The 20,696-nt window shown below is 71.3% G+C and carries 16 protein-coding genes and 2 CRISPR repeat arrays (1 of these 18 running past the window's edge); of the genes, 6 read left to right on the top strand and 10 right to left on the bottom strand.

The features are described from left to right. The first annotated feature begins 3 nt into the window (after nt 1-3). The 5 genes from OHT52_RS27125 to OHT52_RS27145 all read left to right on the top strand — a co-directional run bounded on the left by OHT52_RS27125 (nt 4) and on the right by OHT52_RS27145 (nt 4,471). On the top strand, nt 4-276 hold the full coding sequence (locus OHT52_RS27125) for a phosphoribosyl-ATP diphosphatase (RefSeq protein ID WP_328722798.1): 273 nt from the start codon (nt 4-6) through the stop codon (nt 274-276). A 71-nt stretch (nt 277-347) separates the two neighbouring features. Then, on the top strand, nt 348-1,196 hold the full coding sequence (gene hisG / locus OHT52_RS27130) for an ATP phosphoribosyltransferase (protein ID WP_328722799.1): 849 nt from the start codon (nt 348-350) through the stop codon (nt 1,194-1,196). 37 nt (nt 1,197-1,233) lie between these two features. After that, on the top strand, nt 1,234-1,698 hold the full coding sequence (locus OHT52_RS27135) for a PH domain-containing protein (protein ID WP_328722800.1): 465 nt from the start codon (nt 1,234-1,236) through the stop codon (nt 1,696-1,698). A 257-nt stretch (nt 1,699-1,955) separates the two neighbouring features. Next, nucleotides 1,956-3,365 (top strand): hemolysin family protein, encoded by a 1,410-nt coding sequence (locus tag OHT52_RS27140; RefSeq protein WP_328722801.1) that lies wholly within the window; start codon nt 1,956-1,958, stop codon nt 3,363-3,365. Continuing rightward, nucleotides 3,362-4,471 carry a hemolysin family protein gene (locus tag OHT52_RS27145; RefSeq protein ID WP_328722802.1) on the top strand — a complete coding sequence of 370 codons (1,110 nt, stop codon included), beginning with the start codon at nt 3,362-3,364 and terminating at the stop codon, nt 4,469-4,471. The genes OHT52_RS27140 and OHT52_RS27145 overlap by 4 nt, the downstream gene beginning before the upstream one ends. A gap of 74 nt (nt 4,472-4,545) precedes the next feature. Here the strand turns inward: OHT52_RS27145 and OHT52_RS27150 are convergent, their stop codons facing one another. Both OHT52_RS27150 and OHT52_RS27155 read right to left on the bottom strand, forming a co-directional pair. Continuing rightward, entirely contained in the window at nt 4,546-6,453 is a 1,908-nt protein-coding gene (locus OHT52_RS27150) for an AAA family ATPase (protein ID WP_328722803.1), read from the bottom strand. Between the two features lie 347 nt (nt 6,454-6,800). Continuing rightward, nucleotides 6,801-7,430 (bottom strand): uridine kinase family protein, encoded by a 630-nt coding sequence (locus OHT52_RS27155; protein ID WP_328722804.1) that lies wholly within the window; start codon nt 7,428-7,430, stop codon nt 6,801-6,803. Between the two features lie 298 nt (nt 7,431-7,728). Between OHT52_RS27155 and OHT52_RS27160 the strand changes: the two genes are divergently transcribed. After that, complete coding sequence (locus OHT52_RS27160; RefSeq protein ID WP_328722805.1) at nt 7,729-9,171, top strand: peptidase C39 family protein; 1,443 nt, start codon at nt 7,729-7,731, stop codon at nt 9,169-9,171. Nucleotides 9,172-9,462: 291 nt separating this feature from the next. Further along, nucleotides 9,463-10,894: a CRISPR direct-repeat array (repeat unit 29 nt; unit sequence CGGCTCACCTCCGCTCGCGCGGAGAGGAC). 17 nt (nt 10,895-10,911) lie between these two features. Here OHT52_RS27160 and cas2e read toward each other — a convergent pair. The 8 genes from cas2e to cas3 form a co-directional block, all read right to left on the bottom strand. Continuing rightward, on the bottom strand, nt 10,912-11,223 hold the full coding sequence (gene cas2e, locus OHT52_RS27165; RefSeq protein WP_328722806.1) for a type I-E CRISPR-associated endoribonuclease Cas2e: 312 nt from the start codon (nt 11,221-11,223) through the stop codon (nt 10,912-10,914). A 28-nt stretch (nt 11,224-11,251) separates the two neighbouring features. Continuing rightward, nucleotides 11,252-12,244 (bottom strand): type I-E CRISPR-associated endonuclease Cas1e, encoded by a 993-nt coding sequence (gene cas1e / locus OHT52_RS27170; RefSeq protein WP_443046673.1) that lies wholly within the window; start codon nt 12,242-12,244, stop codon nt 11,252-11,254. Beyond that, nucleotides 12,241-12,903 carry a type I-E CRISPR-associated protein Cas6/Cse3/CasE gene (gene cas6e, locus OHT52_RS27175; protein WP_328722807.1) on the bottom strand — a complete coding sequence of 221 codons (663 nt, stop codon included), beginning with the start codon at nt 12,901-12,903 and terminating at the stop codon, nt 12,241-12,243. Before cas6e ends, cas1e begins: the two co-directional genes overlap by 4 nt. Beyond that, on the bottom strand, nt 12,900-13,793 hold the full coding sequence (gene cas5e, locus OHT52_RS27180) for a type I-E CRISPR-associated protein Cas5/CasD (RefSeq protein ID WP_328722808.1): 894 nt from the start codon (nt 13,791-13,793) through the stop codon (nt 12,900-12,902). The genes cas6e and cas5e overlap by 4 nt, the downstream gene beginning before the upstream one ends. After that, a complete protein-coding gene (gene cas7e, locus OHT52_RS27185) occupies nt 13,790-14,980 on the bottom strand; it encodes a type I-E CRISPR-associated protein Cas7/Cse4/CasC (protein WP_328722809.1) in 1,191 nt (396 codons plus the stop codon). Before cas7e ends, cas5e begins: the two co-directional genes overlap by 4 nt. Before the next feature lie 50 nt (nt 14,981-15,030). Further along, on the bottom strand, nt 15,031-15,771 hold the full coding sequence (locus tag OHT52_RS27190) for a type I-E CRISPR-associated protein Cse2/CasB (protein ID WP_328722810.1): 741 nt from the start codon (nt 15,769-15,771) through the stop codon (nt 15,031-15,033). Next, the gene (gene casA, locus OHT52_RS27195) at nt 15,768-17,381 is read right to left on the bottom strand and encodes a type I-E CRISPR-associated protein Cse1/CasA (protein WP_328722811.1); all 1,614 of its coding nucleotides are present in this window, start codon (nt 17,379-17,381) and stop codon (nt 15,768-15,770) included. Before casA ends, OHT52_RS27190 begins: the two co-directional genes overlap by 4 nt. A 155-nt stretch (nt 17,382-17,536) precedes the next feature. After that, the gene (gene cas3, locus OHT52_RS27200) at nt 17,537-20,401 is read right to left on the bottom strand and encodes a CRISPR-associated helicase Cas3' (protein ID WP_328722812.1); all 2,865 of its coding nucleotides are present in this window, start codon (nt 20,399-20,401) and stop codon (nt 17,537-17,539) included. Between the two features lie 171 nt (nt 20,402-20,572). Then, a CRISPR array of direct repeats spans nt 20,573-20,696; the repeat unit is 29 nt; it runs 515 nt beyond the window's last position.

Raw genomic sequence — 20,696 nt, forward strand, 5'->3', positions numbered from 1 at the left:
ATCATGGCCAACAAAACCTTCGAAGAACTCTTCGCCGAGCTGACGCTCAAGGCCGCGGACGGCGACCCCTCCACCTCGCGCACCGCCGAACTGGTGGGCAAGGGGGTCCATGCCATCGGCAAGAAGGTCGTCGAGGAGGCCGCCGAGGTCTGGATGGCCGCCGAGTACGAGGGCAAGGAAGCAGCGGCCGAGGAGATCTCGCAGCTGCTCTACCACGTCCAGGTGATGATGGTCGCTCGCGGGATCTCCCTCGACGACGTCTACTCCCACCTCTGAGCAGCCCCTCCGCGCCCCCGCTGAAGCCCCGCACGTCCGCACGCTCCTCCGCACAAAGGAAACCCGAGCTCATGCTGCGCATCGCCATCCCCAACAAGGGTTCACTCTCCGGGCCTGCGATGGCGATGCTCCATGAGGCCGGATACCAGCAGCGCAAGGAGTCGAAGGAACTCGTTCTCGTCGACCCCGTCAACGAGGTCGAGTTCTTCTACCTGCGTCCCCGGGACATCGCGATCTACGTGAGCTCCGGCCGTCTCGACATCGGCATCACCGGCCGCGACCTGCTGCTCGACTCCGGGGCCGACGCCGAGGAGATCCTCCAGCTCGGCTTCGCCCGCTCGACCTTCCGGTACGCCACCAGGCCCGGTACCGCCGAGGGCCCGAAGGACTTCGACGGCATGACGATCGCCACCTCCTACGAGGGCATCGTCGCCAAGCACCTCGCCGACAACGGCGTCAGCGCCTCCGTCGTCCACCTCGACGGGGCGGTCGAGACCGCCATCGAACTCGGGGTCGCCCAGATCATCGCCGACGTCGTGGAGACCGGCACCAGCCTGCGCAACGCCGGGCTGGAGGTGATCGGCGAGCCGATCATGAAGTCCGAGGCCGTCGTCATCCGCCGCACCGGAGCCGACGCCGAGGAGCCCAAGGTCCAGCAGTTCCTCCGCCGTCTCCAGGGCGTCCTGGTCGCCCGGACGTACGTGATGATGGACTACGACTGCCGCGTCGAGCACCTGGAGCGCGCGGTCGCCCTCACCCCGGGCCTGGAATCTCCGACCGTCTCCCCGCTGCACCACGAGGGCTGGGTCGCCGTCCGCTCGATGGTCGCCTCCCGCGAGGCGCAGCGGATCATGGACGACCTGTACGAGCTCGGCGCCCGCGCCATCCTGACCACGGCGATCCACGCCTGCCGGCTCTGACGGGACCGCACCCCCCAGTAGAGGACCGAAGCACCTGATGTCCGCCCCAGCTCCCCGGACCGAAGCCCCCGTTCTCCCGGTCACGTTCCGGCCGGGACTCACCCGGCTGGTCCTGCTCACCATCGCCCTGGCGCTCTTCGCCGTCATCACCGCCGTGGCGCTGATGCTGGAGAGCCTCGGTCCGGGGGACCGGGTCACCTTCATCCTCTGCGCGGCGCTCTTCGCCGGGGTGCTGGTCCTGCTCGCCCGGCCGAAGATCGTCGCCGACGAGGACGGGCTGACTGTCGTCAATGTCACCCGGACCCGGCGGCTCGCCTGGGAGCAGGTCCTCCAGGTCAACCTGAGGGTCGGCGATCCCTGGCTCTTCCTCGGCCTCAGCGACGGCACCAGCCTGCCCGCTCTCGGTATCCAGCCCGGTCTCTCCAAGCAGAGGGCCGTACGGGACGCCGGAGAACTGCGCCGGCTCGTCGCGGCACGCTCCAGCGGCGTCGAAGCCGACTGACGGCCCGTGGCCCGGCGGGAATCCAGGCCCGCGCGCACGGGCCGGCGCGGGGGCGCCCGGCCGATGGCCGTGAGCCCCTGCCCGGACACACCGATTCTTGACTACTCTGGGGTTCGGCGGCGCCGAGTGGCGCCCCGCCCCGCCCAGACGGTCCGCAGACCGGCGGGGCTTTTCCTGCGACCCGAGGAGTGACTCCTTCCAGCAATGGACGGATCGTCCGGTAGTACCTGCGCCGCCCCTTCCCCGGAGGCGGCGGCATGACCACCCCCCTGCTGCTGCTCATCGCGGCATTCCTTCTCATCCTGGCCAACGGCTTCTTCGTGGCGGCCGAATTCGGCCTCGTCACCGTCGAGAGGCCCGAGGCCGAACGCGCCGCCGAGGAAGGTGACCGGCGCGCGCGCACGGTCGTCGACGCGCTGCGCGAACTCTCCTTCCAGCTGTCCGGCACCCAGCTGGGCATCACCATCACCTCGCTGGTCGTCGGCATGCTCGCCGAACCCGCGCTCGCCCAGCTCTTCACCGGACCGCTCACCGCCACCGGCCTGCCCTCCGGGGCCGTACCCACCATCAGCGTGGTGATCGGCATGCTGCTCGCCTCCGCCGTGCAGATGGTCATCGGCGAGCTGGTGCCCAAGAACTGGGCCGTCTCCAAGCCCCTCCAGGTGGCCCGGTTCGTCGCCGGACCCCAGCACCGCTTCACCATGGCGTTCCGCCCGGTGATCACGGCGCTGAACACGCTCGCCAACCGGCTGGTCCGGCTGCTGGGCGTCGAGCCCACCGACGAACTCGCCTCCGCCCGCACCCCGGGCGAGCTGGTCTCGCTGGCCCGGCACTCCGCGGAGGCCGGCACCCTGGAACAGGACACCGCCGACCTCTTCGTACGGACCCTGTCGCTCGGCGGTCTCACCGCCCAGCACGTCATGACCCCCCGGGTCCGGGTCAGCGCCCTCCAGTCCACCGCCACCGCGGCCGACGTCCTCAACCTGACCCGCGCCACCGGCCTCTCCCGCTTCCCGGTCTACCGGGAACGCATCGACGAGGTCGTCGGCATGGTCCACCTCAAGGACGCCCTCGCGGTCCCGGCCGCCGACCGGCTGCGCACCCCGGCCGGCCGGATCGCCGTCCCGCCGCTGCTGGTCCCCGAGTCCCTGCCCGTCGAACAACTGCTCCAGCGGCTCCGCAACGAGCAGCCGATAGCCGTCGTCGTCGACGAGTACGGCGGTACCGCCGGTGTCGTCACGCTGGAGGACATCATCGAGGAACTCGTCGGCGAGGTCCGCGACGAGCACGACGCCGAAGGCGCCGACCGGCCCGAGCTGGTCCCCGTCACCGGCGAGGACGGCCGTCCCGCCTGGGACGCGGACGGCAGCTGCCGAGTCCTCAGCCTCCGCCGGATAGGCCTCGACGTACCCGACGGCCCGTACGAGACCGTCGCCGGACTCGTCGCCGACCTCCTCGGGCGCATCCCCGCCCCCGGTGACCGCACCCAACTGCCCGGCTGGCGGATCTCCGTCCGCCAGGTCGGCCACTACCGGGCCGAGCAGGTCCGCTTCGTCCGCACCTCGGACGTGTCCGGACAGCCGGGCGGCACGGACCGTCCGGATGACGCCCTGGACGGCGCCCGCCCCACGGCCCCGGGCCGCACCTTGCAGGAGGCCTCCCGATGAGCCTGGTCCAGCTGTTCTTCGCCGGACTCCTCGTCCTCGCGAACGGCTTCTTCGTCGGCGCCGAGTTCGCACTCGTCTCGGTCCGCCGCAGCCAGGTCGAACCGCTCGCCGCGAGCGGATCGGCCCGCGCCCGTCAGGTGCTGTACGGCCTGGAGAACCTCCCGCAGATGATGGCCGCCGCACAGTTCGGCATCACCGTCTGCTCGCTCACCCTGGGCGCCGTCGCCGAACCGACCGTCGCCCACCTCCTGGAACCCGTCTTCCACGCGGCCCACGTGCCCGAAGGGTTCGTCCACCCGCTCGGCTACGCCCTCGCCCTCGTCTCCGTGGTCGTCCTCCACCTCGTCATCGGTGAGATGGTCCCGAAGAACCTGGCGATGGCCGCCCCGGAGAAGACGGCCCTCTGGCTCAGCCCCGCCCTGGTGGGCTTCGCCCGGCTCTTCCGCCCGGTCACCGCCGCGCTCGGCGCCTGCGCCAAGCTGGTGCTGAAGCTCTTCCGGGTCGAGCCCAAGGACGAGGTCGAAGCCGTCTTCACCAGCGAGCAGCTGAACCGGCTCGTGGAGGACTCCGGCCAGGCCGGGCTCCTGGAGCCCGAGGCACAGGAACGCCTGGAGGACGCACTCGAACTCGGCAGCAGGCCCGTCACCGACGTGCTCCTGGAGAACGGTTCGCTGGTGACGGTCGACCCGTCCGTCACCCCGCGCCGGGTCGAGGAACTCACCGTACGGACCGGATTCTCACGTTTCCCGGTCCGTGCCGAGCGCGGTGGCCCGTTCATGGGCTACCTGCACGTCAAGGACGTCCTCGACCTGGAGGACGGCGAGCGTGCCGTCCCCCAGCACGTCTGGCGCCCGATGGCGACCGTACGGGCCGAACTCCCGCTGGACGACGCCCTCACCGTGATGCGCCGGGCCGCGACCCACCTGGCGCAGGTCGCCGACGCCCAGGGCAAGGTCCTCGGACTCGTCGCCCTGGAGGACGTGCTGGAAACGCTGGTCGGCGAGGTCCGCGACCCCGCCCACCGCGTCTCGGTGCCGCGCCGGACGGTCGACGTCCCCCCGGAGCACCACCCGCACGAGCCGAAGGCCATGGCCGACATCGGCTGAGGACGGCCCTTCCGCCACGCACGGGCCCGTCCGGCGACTGCCGGGCGGGCCCGCGCGTGCGTACCGGGCGGCCTTCAGGCGCCGGGTGCCTCCGTCTGGCCGCGACCCACCGGCCCCCGGCCGGAGAGCACCTCGCCGTACGCCTGCATCAGGTCCGCCAGCCGCAGCGTCGCCAGGTCGGCACGCCCCGGCGGCGTCGCGTATCCGGAGAGCCGCAGGTCCCGGTAGGCGCAGCTCTTCTCGTACAGCGTGCGCAGGAAGCGGCCGTTGCCCAGCTCGTCGATCCACCCCTGGTCGACCACATGACCGCTGATGCTGCGGAGTTCGTCCAGGGCCTCCTCGTCCCAGAGGTCACCGTTGGCGGCGGCCAGCACCCCGCCGATCGCGGTGAGTTCGAGCGGACGGTAGCTCGGGAAGTCGACCCGGCTGGTGAAACGCGAGGAGAGGCCCGGGTTGGTGGCCAGCAGCCGGTCCATGCCCTCCGGATAGCCGGCGAGGATGACCACCAGATGGTCCCGGTTGTCCTCCGCCCGCTTCAGCAGGACCTGGAGCGCCTCGTCACCGTACGCGTCGCCCTTGCTGTAACCGGAGTTGGCGAGGCTGTACGCCTCGTCGACGAAGAGCACACCGCCCAGCGCCGAGTCGATCAGCTCATTCGCCTTGACGGCGGTCTGGCCGAGGAACTCGCCCACCAGATCAGAGCGTTGGGCCTCCACCAGGTGATCGCCGCCGAGGAGGCCCAGGGCGTAGAAGACCCGGCCCAGGATGCGGGCGACCGTCGTCTTCCCGGTGCCCGAGGGGCCGGAGAACACGAAGTGCCGCTTGGGCGGCTGGACGGGAAGCCCCTGCTCGGCCCGGAGCCGCGCCATGTTCAGCTGCGCGGAGAGCGCTTTGACCTGCCGCTTGACCGGATCGAGCCCGACCATCCGCTCCAGCTCGGCGAGCGCCTCGGCCAACAGCGCGGGATCGCTCGGACCGGCGGGCAGCACCGGACGCCCCGCACGTCCGGACCCGGCCCGCTTGACGCGCGCGCCCTCCGGGGCGGTCGTGACCACGGGGGCGGCCGGGCCGAGCGGATCGCCGCCCAGCCACGGGTCGCGGCCGTCCACCAGATCCGTGCCGAGCAGCGCGTCACCGTCCGGCTGGGACCCGGCGCCCGCCTCGTCCGCGCCGTAGCCGCTCAGGGCGGCCGTGGCGAGCCCGCCGGGATCGTCGAACCCGTCGTGATCGGTGATGGCCGCGAGCCTGGCCGAGGTGTCCATGAACGAGGGGTCCACCCGGTGCACCGCACGGTAGAGAGGCAGCGCCGCGGCGCTGCGCCCCGTCCCCTCGTGCGCCCGCGCCAGCCAGTACCGCAGCTCCTTGCGCTGCGGCTGCTCGCTGCGACAGCGCATCAGCGCCGCGGAGAGCAGGGGTTCGGCCTGCCCGTACATCTCCAGCCGGACCCGGGCCATCCCGCCGAAGAGCCGCGCCTCGATCCCGAGCAGCGGGTCGTCGACGAGCCGCTCGGTGTAACGGACCAGCTGCTCCCAGTCCTTGGCGAGATAGGCCCGGCACGCGTGCAGGAATCGCACCTGCGCGTCGGTGTCCACCGGGGGGAGACCCGCCAACGCGCGGTCCAGCTCCGGCACATGGCGGCCGTCCAGCCAGTGCGAGGCGTGCGCCAGCAGCAGATCGCGCGGCGACTCCAGCACCGGCTGCACCCACCAGCCGAGCCAGTACCAGGAGTTGAGTGTGCGTTTGTGCCGGGTACGCTGCTCGCCGAAGCGGTCGCGGTGCCGGTACATGCTCAGCAGGGCGGTGGTGGTGTCGATCCGCAGCGCGTGGAGGCCCAGCCAGGCGTCCGCCATGCCGGGATCCAGCCGCACCGCGGTCCGGAATTCCTCCTCGGCGTGCGGGTACGCGCCCATGGTGTAGGCGTCCACGCCCCGCAGCCAGGCCAGTTCGGCAGGGGCGTGCGCGCCCTGCGTGCCGATGTCCATCAGGTCCCCCACACGACTGTGCCCCAGGATGTCCCGCCCGCACAGCATGCCCACGGATGCGTTCCGAATCACCGTTTCGCGGGCGGGAATTGACCGAGCCCTCAGGCATCGTACCCATGCCGGAAAACCACCGGAACGGTGTCACTCGTGACGGACGGTGAAGGGGAGGGGTCGTGTGGTGTGCGCGGAGAGACGCTAAGGGCAGAACGAAGCCCCCGATCACGGGGGAACAACCGGGGGCCTCGCGTCCTGGATGGGCTCCGAAAAGCCGCACATTGAGAACGTAAGACCTGTAAGCCCCGCCGGTCAAGCCGAGTTGGAACATGCGCCTGGCGATTTCCGGCGGCTCAACCGGATGACCTGGCGCCTTCACCCTCCGTAATGCCGCACCCCCATGCCGAGGTCCCGTGAGGGCCCCTCAGCCACTCGTAACCATCGGACAACTGGCGTACCAGCGCATCCGCGTACGGCCGGGAGGGGTCCTCGGCGAAATGTTCGTCCTCCGCGGACGTCCAGCCGTCCCAGAACCCCGAGAGCGCCGGCCCGTCCCGTCGCCGGCCCCGCTCCCAGGAGAGCTCGCGGTCCAGCTCCATCCACCACAGCGCCGCCAATCGGGGCCGCAGGAACCGGCGTCCGGCCCCCACCCCCTCGACCAGCACCACCGGTGCGGGGTCCAGAGTCCGCTCCGGCCCGAAAGACCGCGCGGTCCAGTCGTACGGGGTGTAGCGCGCCCGCTGCCCGCGCGACAGCGGCAGCAGTACCTGCTCGTGGAGCCGGCCCGTCCAGGCGAACAGTTCCTCGTGGGTGGCCAGATCGTCCAGCCGGAGCAGCGGGGCGCCGCCCAGGGCGGCGGCGAGCCGGGTCGCCAGAGTGCTCTTCCCCGAGCCCGCGTGCCCGTCGATCGCCACGAGACGCACCGGGCCGAGGGAGGGGGAGAGGGAGAGGAGGCCACGGGCACGTCCGGCCAGGTCGTTCATGGCTCCAGGGTACGGCCCGCGTACCGGGCCCTCCCGGTCCGCCGCAGGTCACGCGCGTACCGGGCCCTGCCGGTGCGCCGCGGGTCACGCGTGTACCGGCGGCTCGGGCGGGGCGGTAGCGGTCCTGGGGTGTGCCGGCGGACCAGTCCAATGTTGCTCCGTCCGCGCGGGGTGAAGCACTGGCCCGGGGAGGTCGGGAACCGCGATAGTTGGCCACTGATCGACGTCGAACACGCACGCCGTACACGCGCTCCGCACCCGCTGTACACCCTCGTCCGCCAACGACTCGGGAGCCCCCATGACCGCCGGACCGCACAACCCCCTGACCGGACCGCACGACCCCGTGACCGGACCGCCCACCTCCACGACCGGACCGCACAACCGCAGGGCCGTTCTCGCCGCCCTCGCGGCCGTCGCCGCCGCCTCCGCGGTGGCCTCCACCGGACCCGCCTCCGCCACCCCCACCCCGTCGCGCCGCCCAGCGGTCCCCTTCAAGGCCCCGGACACCGCTGTGGACAACCACTTCTGGACGACGTACACGGACTGGCGCTCCGGCTCCGCCACCGGAACGCGGGCGGTCGCCGGCCGCAGGCCCGGCCTGGTCATCGCCGTCCCCGCCGGAACTGCCGATTACACCGACCCGCACACCGGAACGAGCGCCGCGTGGGAGTACGCCACCTGGACCTCCCCGGTCCACCGCAGTGCCGTACCGGCCACCGAGGTCATCGCCTCCTGGAACGCCGACACCCCGGCCGGCACCTGGATCCAGATCGAACTGCTGGGCCGCTACTCGGACGGCACCGACACCCCCTGGTACGTGATGGGCCGCTGGGCCGCGGGCGACCAGGACATCCGCCGCACCTCGGTGGACGACCAGAGCGACGGGAAGAGCTCCATCTGGACCGACACCTTCTCCGTCGACGACGCGGCGAGCGGCCTGCGCCTGACGCACTACCGGCTCCGCCTCACCCTCCACCGCAAGCCCGGTACCCGCCTCACCCCGACGGTGTGGCGCGTCGGCGCGATGGCCTCCGACATCCCGGACCGCTTCACCGTCCCCGCGAGCACCCCCGGCGAGGGCCGGGGCCACGAACTCGCGGTGCCGCGCTACTCGCAGAACCTCCACGCGGGGCAGTACCCCGAGTACGACAACGGCGGCGAGGCGTGGTGCAGCCCCACCTCCTCGCAGATGATCATCGAGTACTGGGGCCGCAAGCCCACGGCCGAGCAGCTCGCCTGGGTCAAGCCCGGCCTCCCCGACCCCCAGGTCTGCCACGCGGCGCGTTACACCTTCGACTACCAGTACGAAGGCTGCGGCAACTGGCCCTTCAACGCCGCCTACGCCGCCACCTACCGGGACATGTCCTCCACCGTGACCCGGCTCGGCTCCCTCACCGACGTGGAGACCCTCGTCCGGGCCGGTATCCCGGTCATCACCTCGCAGTCCTTCCTCAAGGAGGAGCTGACGGGAGCCGGGTACGGCACCTCGGGCCACCTGATGACGGTGATCGGCTTCACCGAGGGCGGCGACGTCATCGCCAACGACCCCGCCTCGAAGGACGACGACGCGGTGCGCCGCGTCTACGCGCGCGCGGAGTGGGAGCAGATCTGGCTGCGGACCAAGCGGTACGACGCGAGCGGCAACGTGCGCGGCGGTACGGGCGGGGTCTGCTACCTCTACTGGCCGACCACACCGACCGCGGCGCAGCACGGAGTGCTGAGGTCGCTCGGACTGGTGTGAGTGTGGGAGGTCGCACGGATGCTTCGACGGCGTGACGGCGTGACGGCGTGACGGCGTGAGGGCGTGACGGCAGCGTTCGCATCCGTCCCGCGTGAGGTGGCCTCACTGATCCGCCGTCACCTTGGCCGAGCGGTGCCCGAGCCATCGGGACACCTCGTGAAGGGGGACACCGCTCGTCAAGGTGACGGCGGACCATGTGTGCCGGAGGCCGCGTGGATTGCAGTCGGGAGTCCACGTCGGTTGATCGCGCGGAGAGGACGGAGACTCGATATGACCCTTCCCGAGACCGCCCGGTTCACCTCCGCTCGCGCGGAGAGGACAATCGCCCTGTTCGGCCAAGTGCCGGGCGGGGCGGCTCACCTCCGCTCGCGCGGAGAGGACGCCGCCTCGGTCGACGCGAGCCAGCAGGGTGACGGCTCACCTCCGCTCGCGCGGAGAGGACCGGACCGGGGGCAACGAACGCCCCAACTGCTGCGGCTCACCTCCGCTCGCGCGGAGAGGACCAACGGGAAACGGGTCTCGGTCATGGTCAGCCCGGCTCACCTCCGCTCGCGCGGAGAGGACTTGCAGGGGGTGTCCGCGAGGGTCGCGTAGGTCGGCTCCCCTCCGCTCGCGCGGAGAGGACCGGGACAGCGGGCGGGCCACGTGGCGATTTACCGGCTCACCTCCGCTCGCGCGGAGAGGACTCCGCGTTGGCGGCGCGGTGCGCGTCGCGGAACGGCTCACCTCCGCTCGCGCGGAGAGGACCGCAGATCGAACAGCGTGCCTCGCTCGAACTGCGGCTCACCTCCGCTCGCGCGGAGAGGACGGTTGCTGGTCCGACTCGGGTTGCAGCTCGTACGGCTCACCTCCGCTCGCGCGGAGAGGACACGTCCTCGGCCGCGGGCCCGGAGGTAAGCATCGGCTCACCTCCGCTCGCGCGGAGAGGACAGAGTGTGCGCCCACACGCCGAGCGGGTAGCCCGGCTCACCTCCGCTCGCGCGGAGAGGACGACGAAATCCGCGTGTTGGTGGAACAGCGCCACGGCTCACCTCCGCTCGCGCGGAGAGGACTCCCGAATTGCTGACGCCGTGACGGGCCGAGACGGCTCACCTCCGCTCGCGCGGAGAGGACCGGTAGTCGGGCTCCGCCGCCGCCGCGCGCGCCGGCTCACCTCCGCTCGCGCGGAGAGGACCGGTAGTCGGGCTCCGCCGCCGCCGCGCGCGCCGGCTCACCTCCGCTCGCGCGGAGAGGACTCGATGAGCCGCTCGACGCTCGGTAGGACGTACGGCTCACCTCCGCTCGCGCGGAGAGGACTCAGGCCCGCCGTACGGGGGCCGCTACTTGGTCGGCTCACCTCCGCTCGCGCGGAGAGGACGTCATGTACGCCTTCTCCTGCGTCACGCCGAACGGCTCACCTCCGCTCGCGCGGAGAGGACGCGGTCAGCCGGAAGCCACAGCCCTTGAACGCCGGCTCACCTCCGCTCGCGCGGAGAGGACTGACCGTGGTCGAAGCGGTGGAAGGCAAAGACCGGCTCACCTCCGCTCGCGCGGAGAGGACGGGGAGATCCGGCCGCACGACCGACGCCTCTACGGCTCACCTCCGCTCGCGCGGAGAGGACGGGGAGATCCGGCCGCACGACCGACGCCTCTACGGCTCACCTCCGCTCGCGCGGAGAGGACACCCGGAGTGGCTTGCGCAGAAAGCCCCCCGGCGGCTCACCTCCGCTCGCGCGGAGAGGACCTTTTTGACCTGCGACGTTAGAGGGGGTTTGCCATTTCTTGACTCTCTCTGCAGCAGGCGATGAGGGTGAGCCCGTCGAAGTCGACGGGTTCGCGGCGGCGGGTGCCTGCGGTCCTGAGTTGGAAGCCTTGTTCGTTGTCGGCGGGGTGGGCGAGGACGGCGATGCCGTCGTCGGTGCTGGCGGCGACGGCGGCCCAGAGTTCGTCGCGGACTTTGGCGGAGACGGTGCCGACGTAGAGCTCGGGGGTGACTTCGAGGAGCCAGCGGGTGAGGGCGCCGCGTAGGTGGTCGGGGACGGCGGTGGCCGAGATGACGATCATCGAGGACATGGGTGGCTGTGCCCTTCGGGTGTGCGGGTCACAGGTTTTTGCCGTGGTTGATGCCGGCGGGTACGGAGCCGACCACGGGGTCCCACAGGTCGACGAGCTGCTCCTCGGGGTCGGGGCATTCGTAGGTGTGGTCGGGGTCGAGGAGTTGCTGGATGTCGGTGACGATGCGGGGGAGGAGCTGGAAGAGGCGCAGCTCGTGGCGGAAGGAGCGGCGGGCCTCGGCTTCGGGGTTGGTGGAGGCGTGGAGGGAGAAGGCGAGGGGGATGGTGAGTTCGGCTTTGTAGAGGTCGGCGATGTCGTAGACGAACGCCTGTTGGTTGCCGTTGTGGACGAAGCCGAGGGCGGGGGAGCAGCCGAGGGCGGTGATGGCGGCGTGGACGATGCCGTAGAGGCAGGTGTTGGCGGAGGACAGGGCGAGGTTGACGGGGTCCTGGCTGTCCCAGGAGTCGGGGTCGTAGGAGCGGCGGAAGCGGCCGATCTTGTACTGGCGGGCGAGGAGTTGGTAGAGGGTTTTGACGCGTTGGCCTTCCATGCCGCGGAGTTTGTCGAGGTTGGTGCCCTCGGTCGCGGTGCCGTCGCCGAAGCGGAGCTCGTACATGGCCTGGGCGATGGCGAGGCGGCGGGTGTCGTCGGTCCAGGCGCGGGTCTGGCGTTCGAGCCAGAGGGTGGTGAGGGATTCGGGGACGGCCGCGGAGTAGCAGCGCACCCCTCCTGACCCGGTGGTGACGACGGTGGTGCCGTTGCGGGCGAAGGTCGCCAGCGCACGGGAGGTGATGGAGGTGCCGGGGCCGAGCAGGACGCAGGAGAGCGCGGCGGTGGGGAGGTAGACGGTGTCGGTGCCGTGCTGCTCGCTGGTGACTTCGGCGCAGACTCCGGTGTCGTCCTGGTGGATGCGGACGATGTCGAGGTAGAGGAAGGACAGGGAGTCGGCGACCCGGGGGAGCATCGCGACGGTGGGGGCGGCGAGTTTGCGCCGGGCGCTGGACCCGGTGAGCGGTTTGGGGGCGGGGCGTGGGGTCACTGGGGCTGCCTCGCGGGGGCGATGCTGAGGAGCCCGCAGCCGTACGACTTGCCGCGCCCGATGCCGCCCAGGATCGCGGCACGGAGCAGGCCGGTGTCGATGATGGCTGCGGTGCCGTCGAACTGGGTGCGGGCGTGGCGGATGCGCTGGGGTGTGCCAGCGGCGGGGCGGCGTTCGCCTCGGACGGTGTCCAGGGGCTGGGCGTGGTGGGTGAGGGGTTTGAGGCCGCTCTGGTCGGCCTGGCGCAGCCACCATTCGTCGGCTGCCGTGCCGGTGAGGGGGACGACGGGCGGGAGGTTGTAGAGGGCGCGGGTGGTGGCCCCGGGTTTGCGGACGGGGCTGGCCGCGCACCGGTAGCGGACGGTGAGCCCGGGCCTGATCGCGTCGATCAGCGCGTCGAGGGGGCGGGTGAGGGTGGTGCCGTATCCGGCGGGGAGCCGGCCGGTGTCGGGTTCGTGGGCGGACTGGAGGAGCAGGTGCGGCCCGGTGGGGGTGTCCTCGGTACGGAAGAGGACGCCGAACCGGGCACGGGGGTCGGGGCCCGCGTCGGAGGGGAAGAGGCTCATGATGCGGCGGTGCATGCCGACGGGGTCGCCGAGGTCGCGACGGGCCTCCGGGGAGCGGGTGTCGGGGACGAGGCGGGTGAGCCAGAGCGTCATCGCCGGCTCCCTTCAGAAGTGTGGAGCAGGGTCTCGCAGTACTGCCCCAAGGCGTCGAGCTGACGTGCACCGAGTCCGGCGAACTGGGCGTGCGGCAGGAGCAGAGTGCGCCGGTAGAGGGGCCGGGCGCGGTAGCCGCGTCGGCTGGGGTGGTAGCTGACGGGCTGGTCGTTGAGCTCCGAGGAGGGGCGGGTGCCGTCCTCGTGGGTGGTACTGACCATGTGGGCCGGGGCAGGCAGGTGGGTCAGCGGGCGGTCGGCCAGGAACTCCACCGCCACGCCCTCCTGTTCCGGTTCTTGGTCCCGGTCCCGGTCCCGGTCCCGGTTCCGGGCCGGGCGGGCCGCGAGCGGCAGGTGGATGAGGTGGTGCAGGGCGTCGTCGCTCTGCCCGATCAGTACGGGGCCCTCGGGTGGGCAGGAGCGGCGGCCGAGGTGCAGGGACCACCGCGGGGCGTGCAGGGCCTGTGCGCACCGTTCGAGTAGCCCGTGGTCCTCGGCGGTGGCCTGGGGGGTGGTGAGGGCGACGGTGAACGCGGCGTCGGCGAGGTAGTGGCGGTGGGTGAGGAGCGTGCCGGTGTCGCCGGGGCGCTTCTTGCCCTCGGCGGTGGTCACCGTCTCTCTCCCGGACAGGCCGCCGCCGACGGTGTGCAGATCGCGCAGCAGGACCCCGGGCCGGTCGGTTCGCACGGTGAGCCGCAGCGTGGTGAGGTCGTGGATGGGCTGGTCGCGGTGGCGTCCCAGGGCGGAGGCGAGCATGCCGAGGACGCCGGAGCGGGTGGGGAAGGCGGCGGTGTCGCGTTCGTTGAAGTGGCTGTGCAGGCCCCAGGACTGCAGGGGGCCGGTCAGGCGGAGCAGCAGACCCGGCTCCGGTTCGGGGAGCGGCAGACTCACGCTTCGTCCCCGGTGCGCAGGGCCTCGTCGAGGGCCGCGTCGATGAGGGCGTCGAAGCCGGTGTGGTGGGTGCCGAGTGCGTCGAGGTCCTTGGCGTCGACGCCGGCCCAGCCGGAGGTGAGGATGCCGCTGGTGCCGATGAGCCGGTTCGCGGCTGCGGCGTAGTCGGACAGAGTGGCGCGGGAGGGGGCGGAGAAGCCGCCCTGCCCGGCCGCGGCGACAGGGCTCTCGAACGCGGCGGCGTAGGACAGCGGCCGGTCGGTGCGTACGGAGATGTGCACGAGGTCGGGGATGGTGTGGGGTGCGGTGGAGTTCTTCTTCGCCTGCGGCAGGGAGAGGATGAACGCGCTGAGGAACGCGGCGGTGAGCTCGCGGAGTTCGGCGGGGTCCCCGCCGATGTTGCGGGCGAGGTCGCGCAGATCGATGGTGGCGTACCGGTAGAAGGTACCGGCGCTGAACTCGGTGTGGCCCATGTGGCCGCTGCCGGTCTGGTCGCCCCACGTGTCGGTGACGTCGTCGACGGCGGAGAAGTAGTCGAGTTCGACGTCGGTCTCGTGCGTGGTCAGAGCGTGCGCGACCTGGACGGCGCCGTCGACGCCGGCGTTGTCGACCTCGGCGAGCATGCGGCCGAAGAGGTTGATGACCCCGTTGCGGGAACGCAGGACCGCTTCGACCCGATCGGCGGGCAGGACGCTTCTGTCGGCGGGCTTCTTGATGTCCTTCGCCGCTTCCAGTCCCTCGCGGTACTCCTCGGCCAGGTCGGCGAGTTCGCCCACCGCGGTCTCGGGGACGTAGACCATCGCGTTGGTCAGGACCTTGTTCGGAACGGTCTGCTTGAGGTCCTTCGGGTCCTTGGCGAGTTCGAACTTGATGCTGCTGGCCGCCGCCGCGTGCGCCCCTGCCTTCTCCGCGAGCGGCTCCGGCCATCCCCGGACCTCGCTGAGGTGGCGGGTGACGCGCTCGCCGATCCGGCGGGTACGCAGCGCCACTTGGCCGAGGCGGGCCTCGAACTCACCCCGGGCGGCCCGCTTCCAGGACTGACTGCTGACGCGGGTGCGCAGCACGTGCCCGTACTGGACCGTCTTGACGGAGTTCGTGTCGTCCCGGTTCAGATTGGCGAACGGGACGCTCTGGATGACGTGGATGTCGATGAAGCGGGCGGCGTCGAGCGGGGCGGGGTTGGGCATGGCGGGGTAACTCCTTCGTACGGTTGTGTGTGCGGTCGGCTTGGCAGAGATCAGACGGAGGCAGGGGCGGCGGGCGAGTCTGCTGCGAGTTCCTTCTCGTCCGCTTCGTCGGCCTGCCGCGCGATGTCCTTGGCCCGCAGCCGGTAGAAGTCCTGGAGCCAGGTGCGCGAGATGCGTCCCGAGTTCCTGCGCCAGTTGGAGAGGTCGTCGAGGAGTTGCGTCCAGTCGACGTCGACGTCCAGCGAGCGCAGGTATCCGACGGAGGCGGGCAGGTGCCGGTGCAGGCCGTTGACGCTCTGGCGGGTGAGGAGGTTGAGTCGGCTCTCCGCCGTCCCCGCCCGCATCTCCTTCTCCCGGCCCGGCCCCTCGGCGACCGCGGTCGCGAACGCCGTGCCGAGACTGACCCGACGCCGCCCTGGTTTTCCGGGCGGCTTCCGGCCATCGTGTACCGGATCGTCGTCCGTGCTCTTCTCCGCGTCCGGTGCGGCCAGGGCGCCACGGGCTTGGGAGGCGATCATCGCGGCGACCGCGTAGTACGCCCGCTCCACGTCCTCGGAACGTCCTTCCGGCAGCCACGGTGCGACCAGGCGGTGCATCCGTCGCACCGAGTCCAGGTCCTTGCGCAGCCCGCTGCGCAGCGCGCTGCGGGCACCTGGGTCCTCGCGGCTGACCTCGGCGACCCAGTCGGTGAAGGCGTGCGAGTCACGCGCCCGCCAGGTGCTCTTCCGCTGCGGGATGTCCTTGGCCTCTGCCGACGGGCCGAGTGCGGCTGGTGGGGGAGTGGTCGTCACGCGGAGGGCTCCTTGGCTTTCGTTCGGGGGCCGGGCACGGACGGCGCCCGGTTCTTCGGGGTGCCGCCGTAGAGGTCGATACGGGCCTCCGACACGGCCTTCGCGCCGCGCAGCGTACGGGTGACGGGCCGGGTCACCGTGTCGTACGCCTCCTCGGCCAGGCGCAGGAACGCCCGCCGGGTGGCCGCCGGGTCAAAGCCGCCGTCGGCCACCTCACCGGTACGGTCCAGGAGACGGAAGCGCGCCCAGAACTCCGCCTCGGCGCGTGGCCAGTACCGTGCACCCGCCTCCGCCCCCCACGCAGCGCCGTCCGCCTTCGCGTCCCTGACGTACGCGGCCCAGGCACGTTTGACGGCCCGGTCGAGACGGCGTCCGTACAGTTCGCCGAACTGGCGCAGGCGGCCGACGGCCGGGACGGTGCGGGGGTCGTTGTCCTCGGCGTATCCGAGGACGGCCGGGGTGCTCGCGTCGACGAACTGCGTGTCCTTGGCCTGCCCCTCCTGGTCGAAGCCGAGCGCCCGCACCCGCAGGTCCTCCGAGACTTCGACCGCCGAACGGAACACCCGGGGCTGCTGCGGGTACGCACTGCCGGCCGGCGGATGCTGGAGCAGCAGCGCGTCCAGGTCCCGCCACAGCGCCCGCCCCGCATCGGCCGGGCGCGGGTAGCGGTTGCCCTGCTGGCTGGTCTGCCAGATCAGGTAGTCGTCCTCGCGCGGCATCCGCTCACCCCGGTACGCCCAGGTGATGAACGCGTCCCGCACGTGGGTGCCGTCCTCGTCCGGCAGCAGGAGCAGGGCGTGCTGCGAGCGGCCGGTGTGCCGCGAACGCGGCCCCCGCGACTCCCTCACCGGGTGGTCCGGGTCCGGCAGGTCGTCCCGCTCCCACGGGCACAGGTCCTCCGCGCCGTTCACGGTGTCCTCCGGCGGTACGAGCCCGGCGAGCAGCGTCTCGAAGAGCGAGGTGCCCTCGGGGTGGTAGGACAGGGCGGTCCGCAGCGGACCGGCGGTGGCGCTCGCGGTCTTCACCCCGTTCACCTCACGGGACGAACAGCGCCCGGACGGCCCGTAGTAGTGCCACACCAGCAGGCTCAGAAAGGCCTCCGACGCGGTGGGCGGCTCGGGGGCGGTGTCGGTGTCGTGCCGGAACCAGGAGTGGTTGTTGCCCGAGGGACGGGTGACGATGAGCTTGTTGACCCCGGCGGTGTTCGAGGCGTCGCACTGCTCCGCCAGCCGGGGATCCTGCATCCACGGACGCCCGCCCGGCCCGAACAGGAAGAACCGGTCACGGAACTCCTCGAAGTACGCCGTGATTCCGTCGGGTGAGAGCCGGCCGGTATCGAGGACGTCCAAGCGGCGTTCGTCCCAGTCGCCGTCGGAGCCCTGTTCGGTCAGGTCGGCCACTCGTGCGGTGAGGGCGTAGAGGATCCGCAGCAGCGCCGCGTGCGCGGGCGCGTCGGCGACGGCCAGGGACTCGATGTCGTGGCTGTGCAGCAGGAGTTCGCGTAACCCCACCAGATCCCGGAGGCTGGCCGTGGCACTGGCCGTGCTGCCGGGTTTCCAGCGTACGGGGACGCAGGGTTGGTCGATCAGGTCGAACGTGCCGGTCGGCATGGAGATGTCCTGTCGTCATTCAGGCGGCGCTGGAGGAGAGGGCCGGTGAGGGCCTCCGCTTGCACGACGGCAAGGGGATGTCGTCAACGCGGCACGGGAGAACCGCACTTGAAAAGTAGCGGAAATGTGAGGCTGGAGTGATCAAAATGTGAAGATCACTCAGCTTCGAGGCCGACCTCGGATATCGAGATGCCGAAACGTCCGTGGCGGCAGGCCCACGTCCCGTCCACGGCAGGGCTCATGCGCAGCACGACCAGGTCGCGGAGCGAAGGATGCGTGCCCCATTTCACCGGAACCGTCACCTCGGGCTCGCCGCCCCGCAGCCACCGTCCCGGCACCGGCGCCACCCGTCGCGCGACCCCCGCCAACTCCTTCGCCGTGAGGCCGAACGGACCACCCGCGGGAACCGGAGTCCTGCCCTCGGGGTCGAGAGTCGCCATCCCGTCCGCCTGCTCGTAGAGGCAGAGCACCCGGCCGGTGTCCGCACCGAGGCGTGTGGTCAGCAGCTCCTCCGTCACCCCCGCCTCCCGCACCGACAGCTTGCTGAGATCACCCTTCACGTCCGCCGGGGCGCAGATGCTCGTCCACGTCGCCAGATGCCGCTCGGCCGCCTCGTCCGCCAATCGCTCCTCGTCCAGGCGCGCCAACTCCGCACGAACCGCCTCCTGGAGCTCGTCGACGAAGTCTTCCTCGTACACCTCGTCCACCAGCCGCTGCACGTCACCGGGCACCGCGACACCGGCCGACGCGCACTTCTCCAGGATCCGTGACGTACGCACGAGCAGCCCGGTGTCGTAGACCGATCCCCACGAGCGGGGCGGAGCCATCTCGGACACGACCTGCGGATCGAGCACCACCAACTCCGGCTCGTCCTCCGCGACAGCCCACCCCGGCCGGCCAAGAGGCCCGCGCCGGTGCCGCCGGGCGCGCCCGGCACGCTGCAACAACTGTGCCAGCGGCGCCAGATCACTCACCACCAGGTCGAAATCGAAGTCCAGCGACTGCTCCACCACCTGCGTCGCCACCAGCACCGACCCCGGCCGCACCGAGACCGGCCCCTCGCCCGGCTTCCCGTACGCCGCCTCACACTCCGCCGTGATCGCCGCCCGCACATCCGCCGGGTAACGCGAATGCAGCAACCCGACCCCGCCGGGCTGCGACGCGAGCCCGGGAAACGCCGCGCACACGTCCCGGTACGTCCGCTGCGCCTCGGCCACCGTCGTGCAGCACACCAGCGCCGTACCGCCCTCCGTGGCGACCGGCGCCAGGACCTCCCGCAGCGCCGCCCGCCGACCGCCCTCCCGTACCGGTGAACCAGTCGGCTCCGCGGTGTCCCACACCACTGGCCGGTGCGACACCTTCAGTGTCCGGGCCCGGTTGCTCGCGGTGCTCCGCGCCGGGGACACCTCTCCCGAAGTGCCGCTCGCGAACAGCCAGCCCGGATATCTCGGCACCACCTGCGACGGCTCGCGGAACCCGCCACCGCGCCGGTACGCGTCCACCAGCGATCCGGCCGAACGGCCCGTCAGGGTGGCCGACAGCAGGACGACCGGGGCGCCCATCGCCCCCAGCCACTCCAGCAGCCGCACCAGGAGCTGATGCATCCACGGGCCGTAGGCGTGCGCCTCATCGACCACGAACACCTTGTCCGACAGGCCGAACAGCCGCAACGCGTTGTACCGCAACGGCAGCACCGCACTCAACGCCTGGTCGATCGTTCCCACGCCCAGGGGAGCGAGCAGGCCCCGCTTCGGGCCTCGCAACCACGCGTCCGCCTCCACCACGGTGTTCTTCTCCGCGCTCAGCGCCCCGTCGTACAGCGCGGTGTCGAGCGTGGCCGCTCCGTCCGTGCTGCCGGGGGAACTCAGCCAGGCCATGGAGTGGAGCAACATCAGGGCGCGCTCCCCGGACAACGCGCGGGAAGCGAAGGCCTCCACGCGGGGCAGCATCGCGTCCGCCGTACCCATCGTCGGCAAAGCGAAATACACCCCCCGGGCCCCCGCCGCCCGCCCCAGTAACGAAGCCGCGAACAGTGCGGCCTCCGTCTTCCCGTCACCCGTCGGAGCCGTCACCAGCACCAGCCCGGAACCGTGCTCCCCGACCAGCCCGGGAAGACGCTCCACGAGATCCCGCTGCAAGCTGTTGGGCGCGAACGGGAACATCTCACCGAACTCCCCGGCGGAGAACCGGGCCCGGCCCAGCCGCGCCGCCCGCACCAGCCTGGGAGCCACCTCCACCGCACCCTGCCAGTGGGCATCCACCTCCGCCGGCGTACCCGACCAGCCGGGGGCGGGCATGCGTGCCTCGATGGCGGAAGTCTGACTCGCGAGCCAGTCCGCCACCACGACCAACCCGGACACCACCACAGCCGGCCCGGCCGGTAACCCGCCCCGAGGAACCGCGAAAGCGCCCATGGCCCGCCGCAACTCGTTGAAGTGCGCCCGTCGCTGGTCAGACCAACCCTGGCCCCCCAGACCGGCGTTGTACGCACCGGCCTGTGCCGCCTCCTTCGCCTTCAGCACACCGCCGAGGAGACCGTGATGGCCACCCAGCAGTTGGGCGATCTGGTGACTCACCGACGTGCGGAGCAGACGCCCCTCGCTGGGGTAGGACGCCTCCTGGAAGAGCTCGTTCAGAGCCCAGTGGGACGCGATCTCGTGGCGAAAGCGCTTCTCGGCCTCAGCACCCGGCGTGCTGGCGTACGCGGGATCGTCGCGAACTGGCCCGTAGCAGGCGGGAACCTGCGCCTGGAACGGCGGAGTGATCTTGCCGAGGTCGTGCAGCCCGGCCCAGAACGACACGACCGTACGTGCCTCCGTGGCGTCCAGACCGAGCGCGGTGGCGATGGCAGCCTGGGTCTCCTCGGCCAGCACGGTGTTCCACAACTCCTGGAACACCGCACCGGTATCGAGGAGATGGCACATCACCGGATACGGCCGGGGCAGCCCGTGCTCCTTGCCCCACAGCCGAACATCCAGAACACATTCCCCCGAGGCCCCCGCCCCGTCGTGCTTCAACATGACCACAGAGATAGCACCACCGACTGACAACAGCCTCAGATAGGGAAATCAGGCACCGACGTGAGGGGTGAGCCTTACACTCGCTCCGCGACGGCGAAGGGACGGGAAGCATGCAAGGCGAAGCTCGGCAAAGAAACTGCAAAGCAGTCGGATAAGGGCAGGTCGCGAAGGGTCTTCTCCGCGCGAGCGGAGGTGAACCCGCGACCACGGACGGCAGGAACTCCGGAGTGTCGTCTTCTCCGCGCGAGCGGAGGTGAACCATCTACAGCCTGGCGCGGGAACTCCGGCTCGAAGT

Origin of the sequence: Streptomyces sp. NBC_00247 (assembly GCF_036188265.1) — a bacterium.
Classification (GTDB): Bacteria; Actinomycetota; Actinomycetes; order Streptomycetales; family Streptomycetaceae; genus Streptomyces.

What these genes read in the sequence shown, in the direction of transcription:
- OHT52_RS27125 (WP_328722798.1), top strand. Translation starts at nt 4, where the DNA reads ATGGCCAACAAAACCTTCGAAGAACTCTTCGCCGAGCTGACGCTCAAG.
- hisG (WP_328722799.1), top strand. Translation starts at nt 348, where the DNA reads ATGCTGCGCATCGCCATCCCCAACAAGGGTTCACTCTCCGGGCCTGCG.
- OHT52_RS27135 (WP_328722800.1), top strand. Translation starts at nt 1,234, where the DNA reads ATGTCCGCCCCAGCTCCCCGGACCGAAGCCCCCGTTCTCCCGGTCACG.
- OHT52_RS27140 (WP_328722801.1), top strand. Translation starts at nt 1,956, where the DNA reads ATGACCACCCCCCTGCTGCTGCTCATCGCGGCATTCCTTCTCATCCTG.
- OHT52_RS27145 (WP_328722802.1), top strand. Translation starts at nt 3,362, where the DNA reads ATGAGCCTGGTCCAGCTGTTCTTCGCCGGACTCCTCGTCCTCGCGAAC.
- OHT52_RS27150 (WP_328722803.1), bottom strand. Translation starts at nt 6,453, where the DNA reads ATGGACATCGGCACGCAGGGCGCGCACGCCCCTGCCGAACTGGCCTGG.
- OHT52_RS27155 (WP_328722804.1), bottom strand. Translation starts at nt 7,430, where the DNA reads ATGAACGACCTGGCCGGACGTGCCCGTGGCCTCCTCTCCCTCTCCCCC.
- OHT52_RS27160 (WP_328722805.1), top strand. Translation starts at nt 7,729, where the DNA reads ATGACCGCCGGACCGCACAACCCCCTGACCGGACCGCACGACCCCGTG.
- cas2e (WP_328722806.1), bottom strand. Translation starts at nt 11,223, where the DNA reads ATGTCCTCGATGATCGTCATCTCGGCCACCGCCGTCCCCGACCACCTA.
- cas6e (WP_328722807.1), bottom strand. Translation starts at nt 12,903, where the DNA reads ATGACGCTCTGGCTCACCCGCCTCGTCCCCGACACCCGCTCCCCGGAG.
- cas7e (WP_328722809.1), bottom strand. Translation starts at nt 14,980, where the DNA reads ATGCCCAACCCCGCCCCGCTCGACGCCGCCCGCTTCATCGACATCCAC.
- casA (WP_328722811.1), bottom strand. Translation starts at nt 17,381, where the DNA reads ATGCCGACCGGCACGTTCGACCTGATCGACCAACCCTGCGTCCCCGTA.
- cas3 (WP_328722812.1), bottom strand. Translation starts at nt 20,401, where the DNA reads ATGTTGAAGCACGACGGGGCGGGGGCCTCGGGGGAATGTGTTCTGGAT.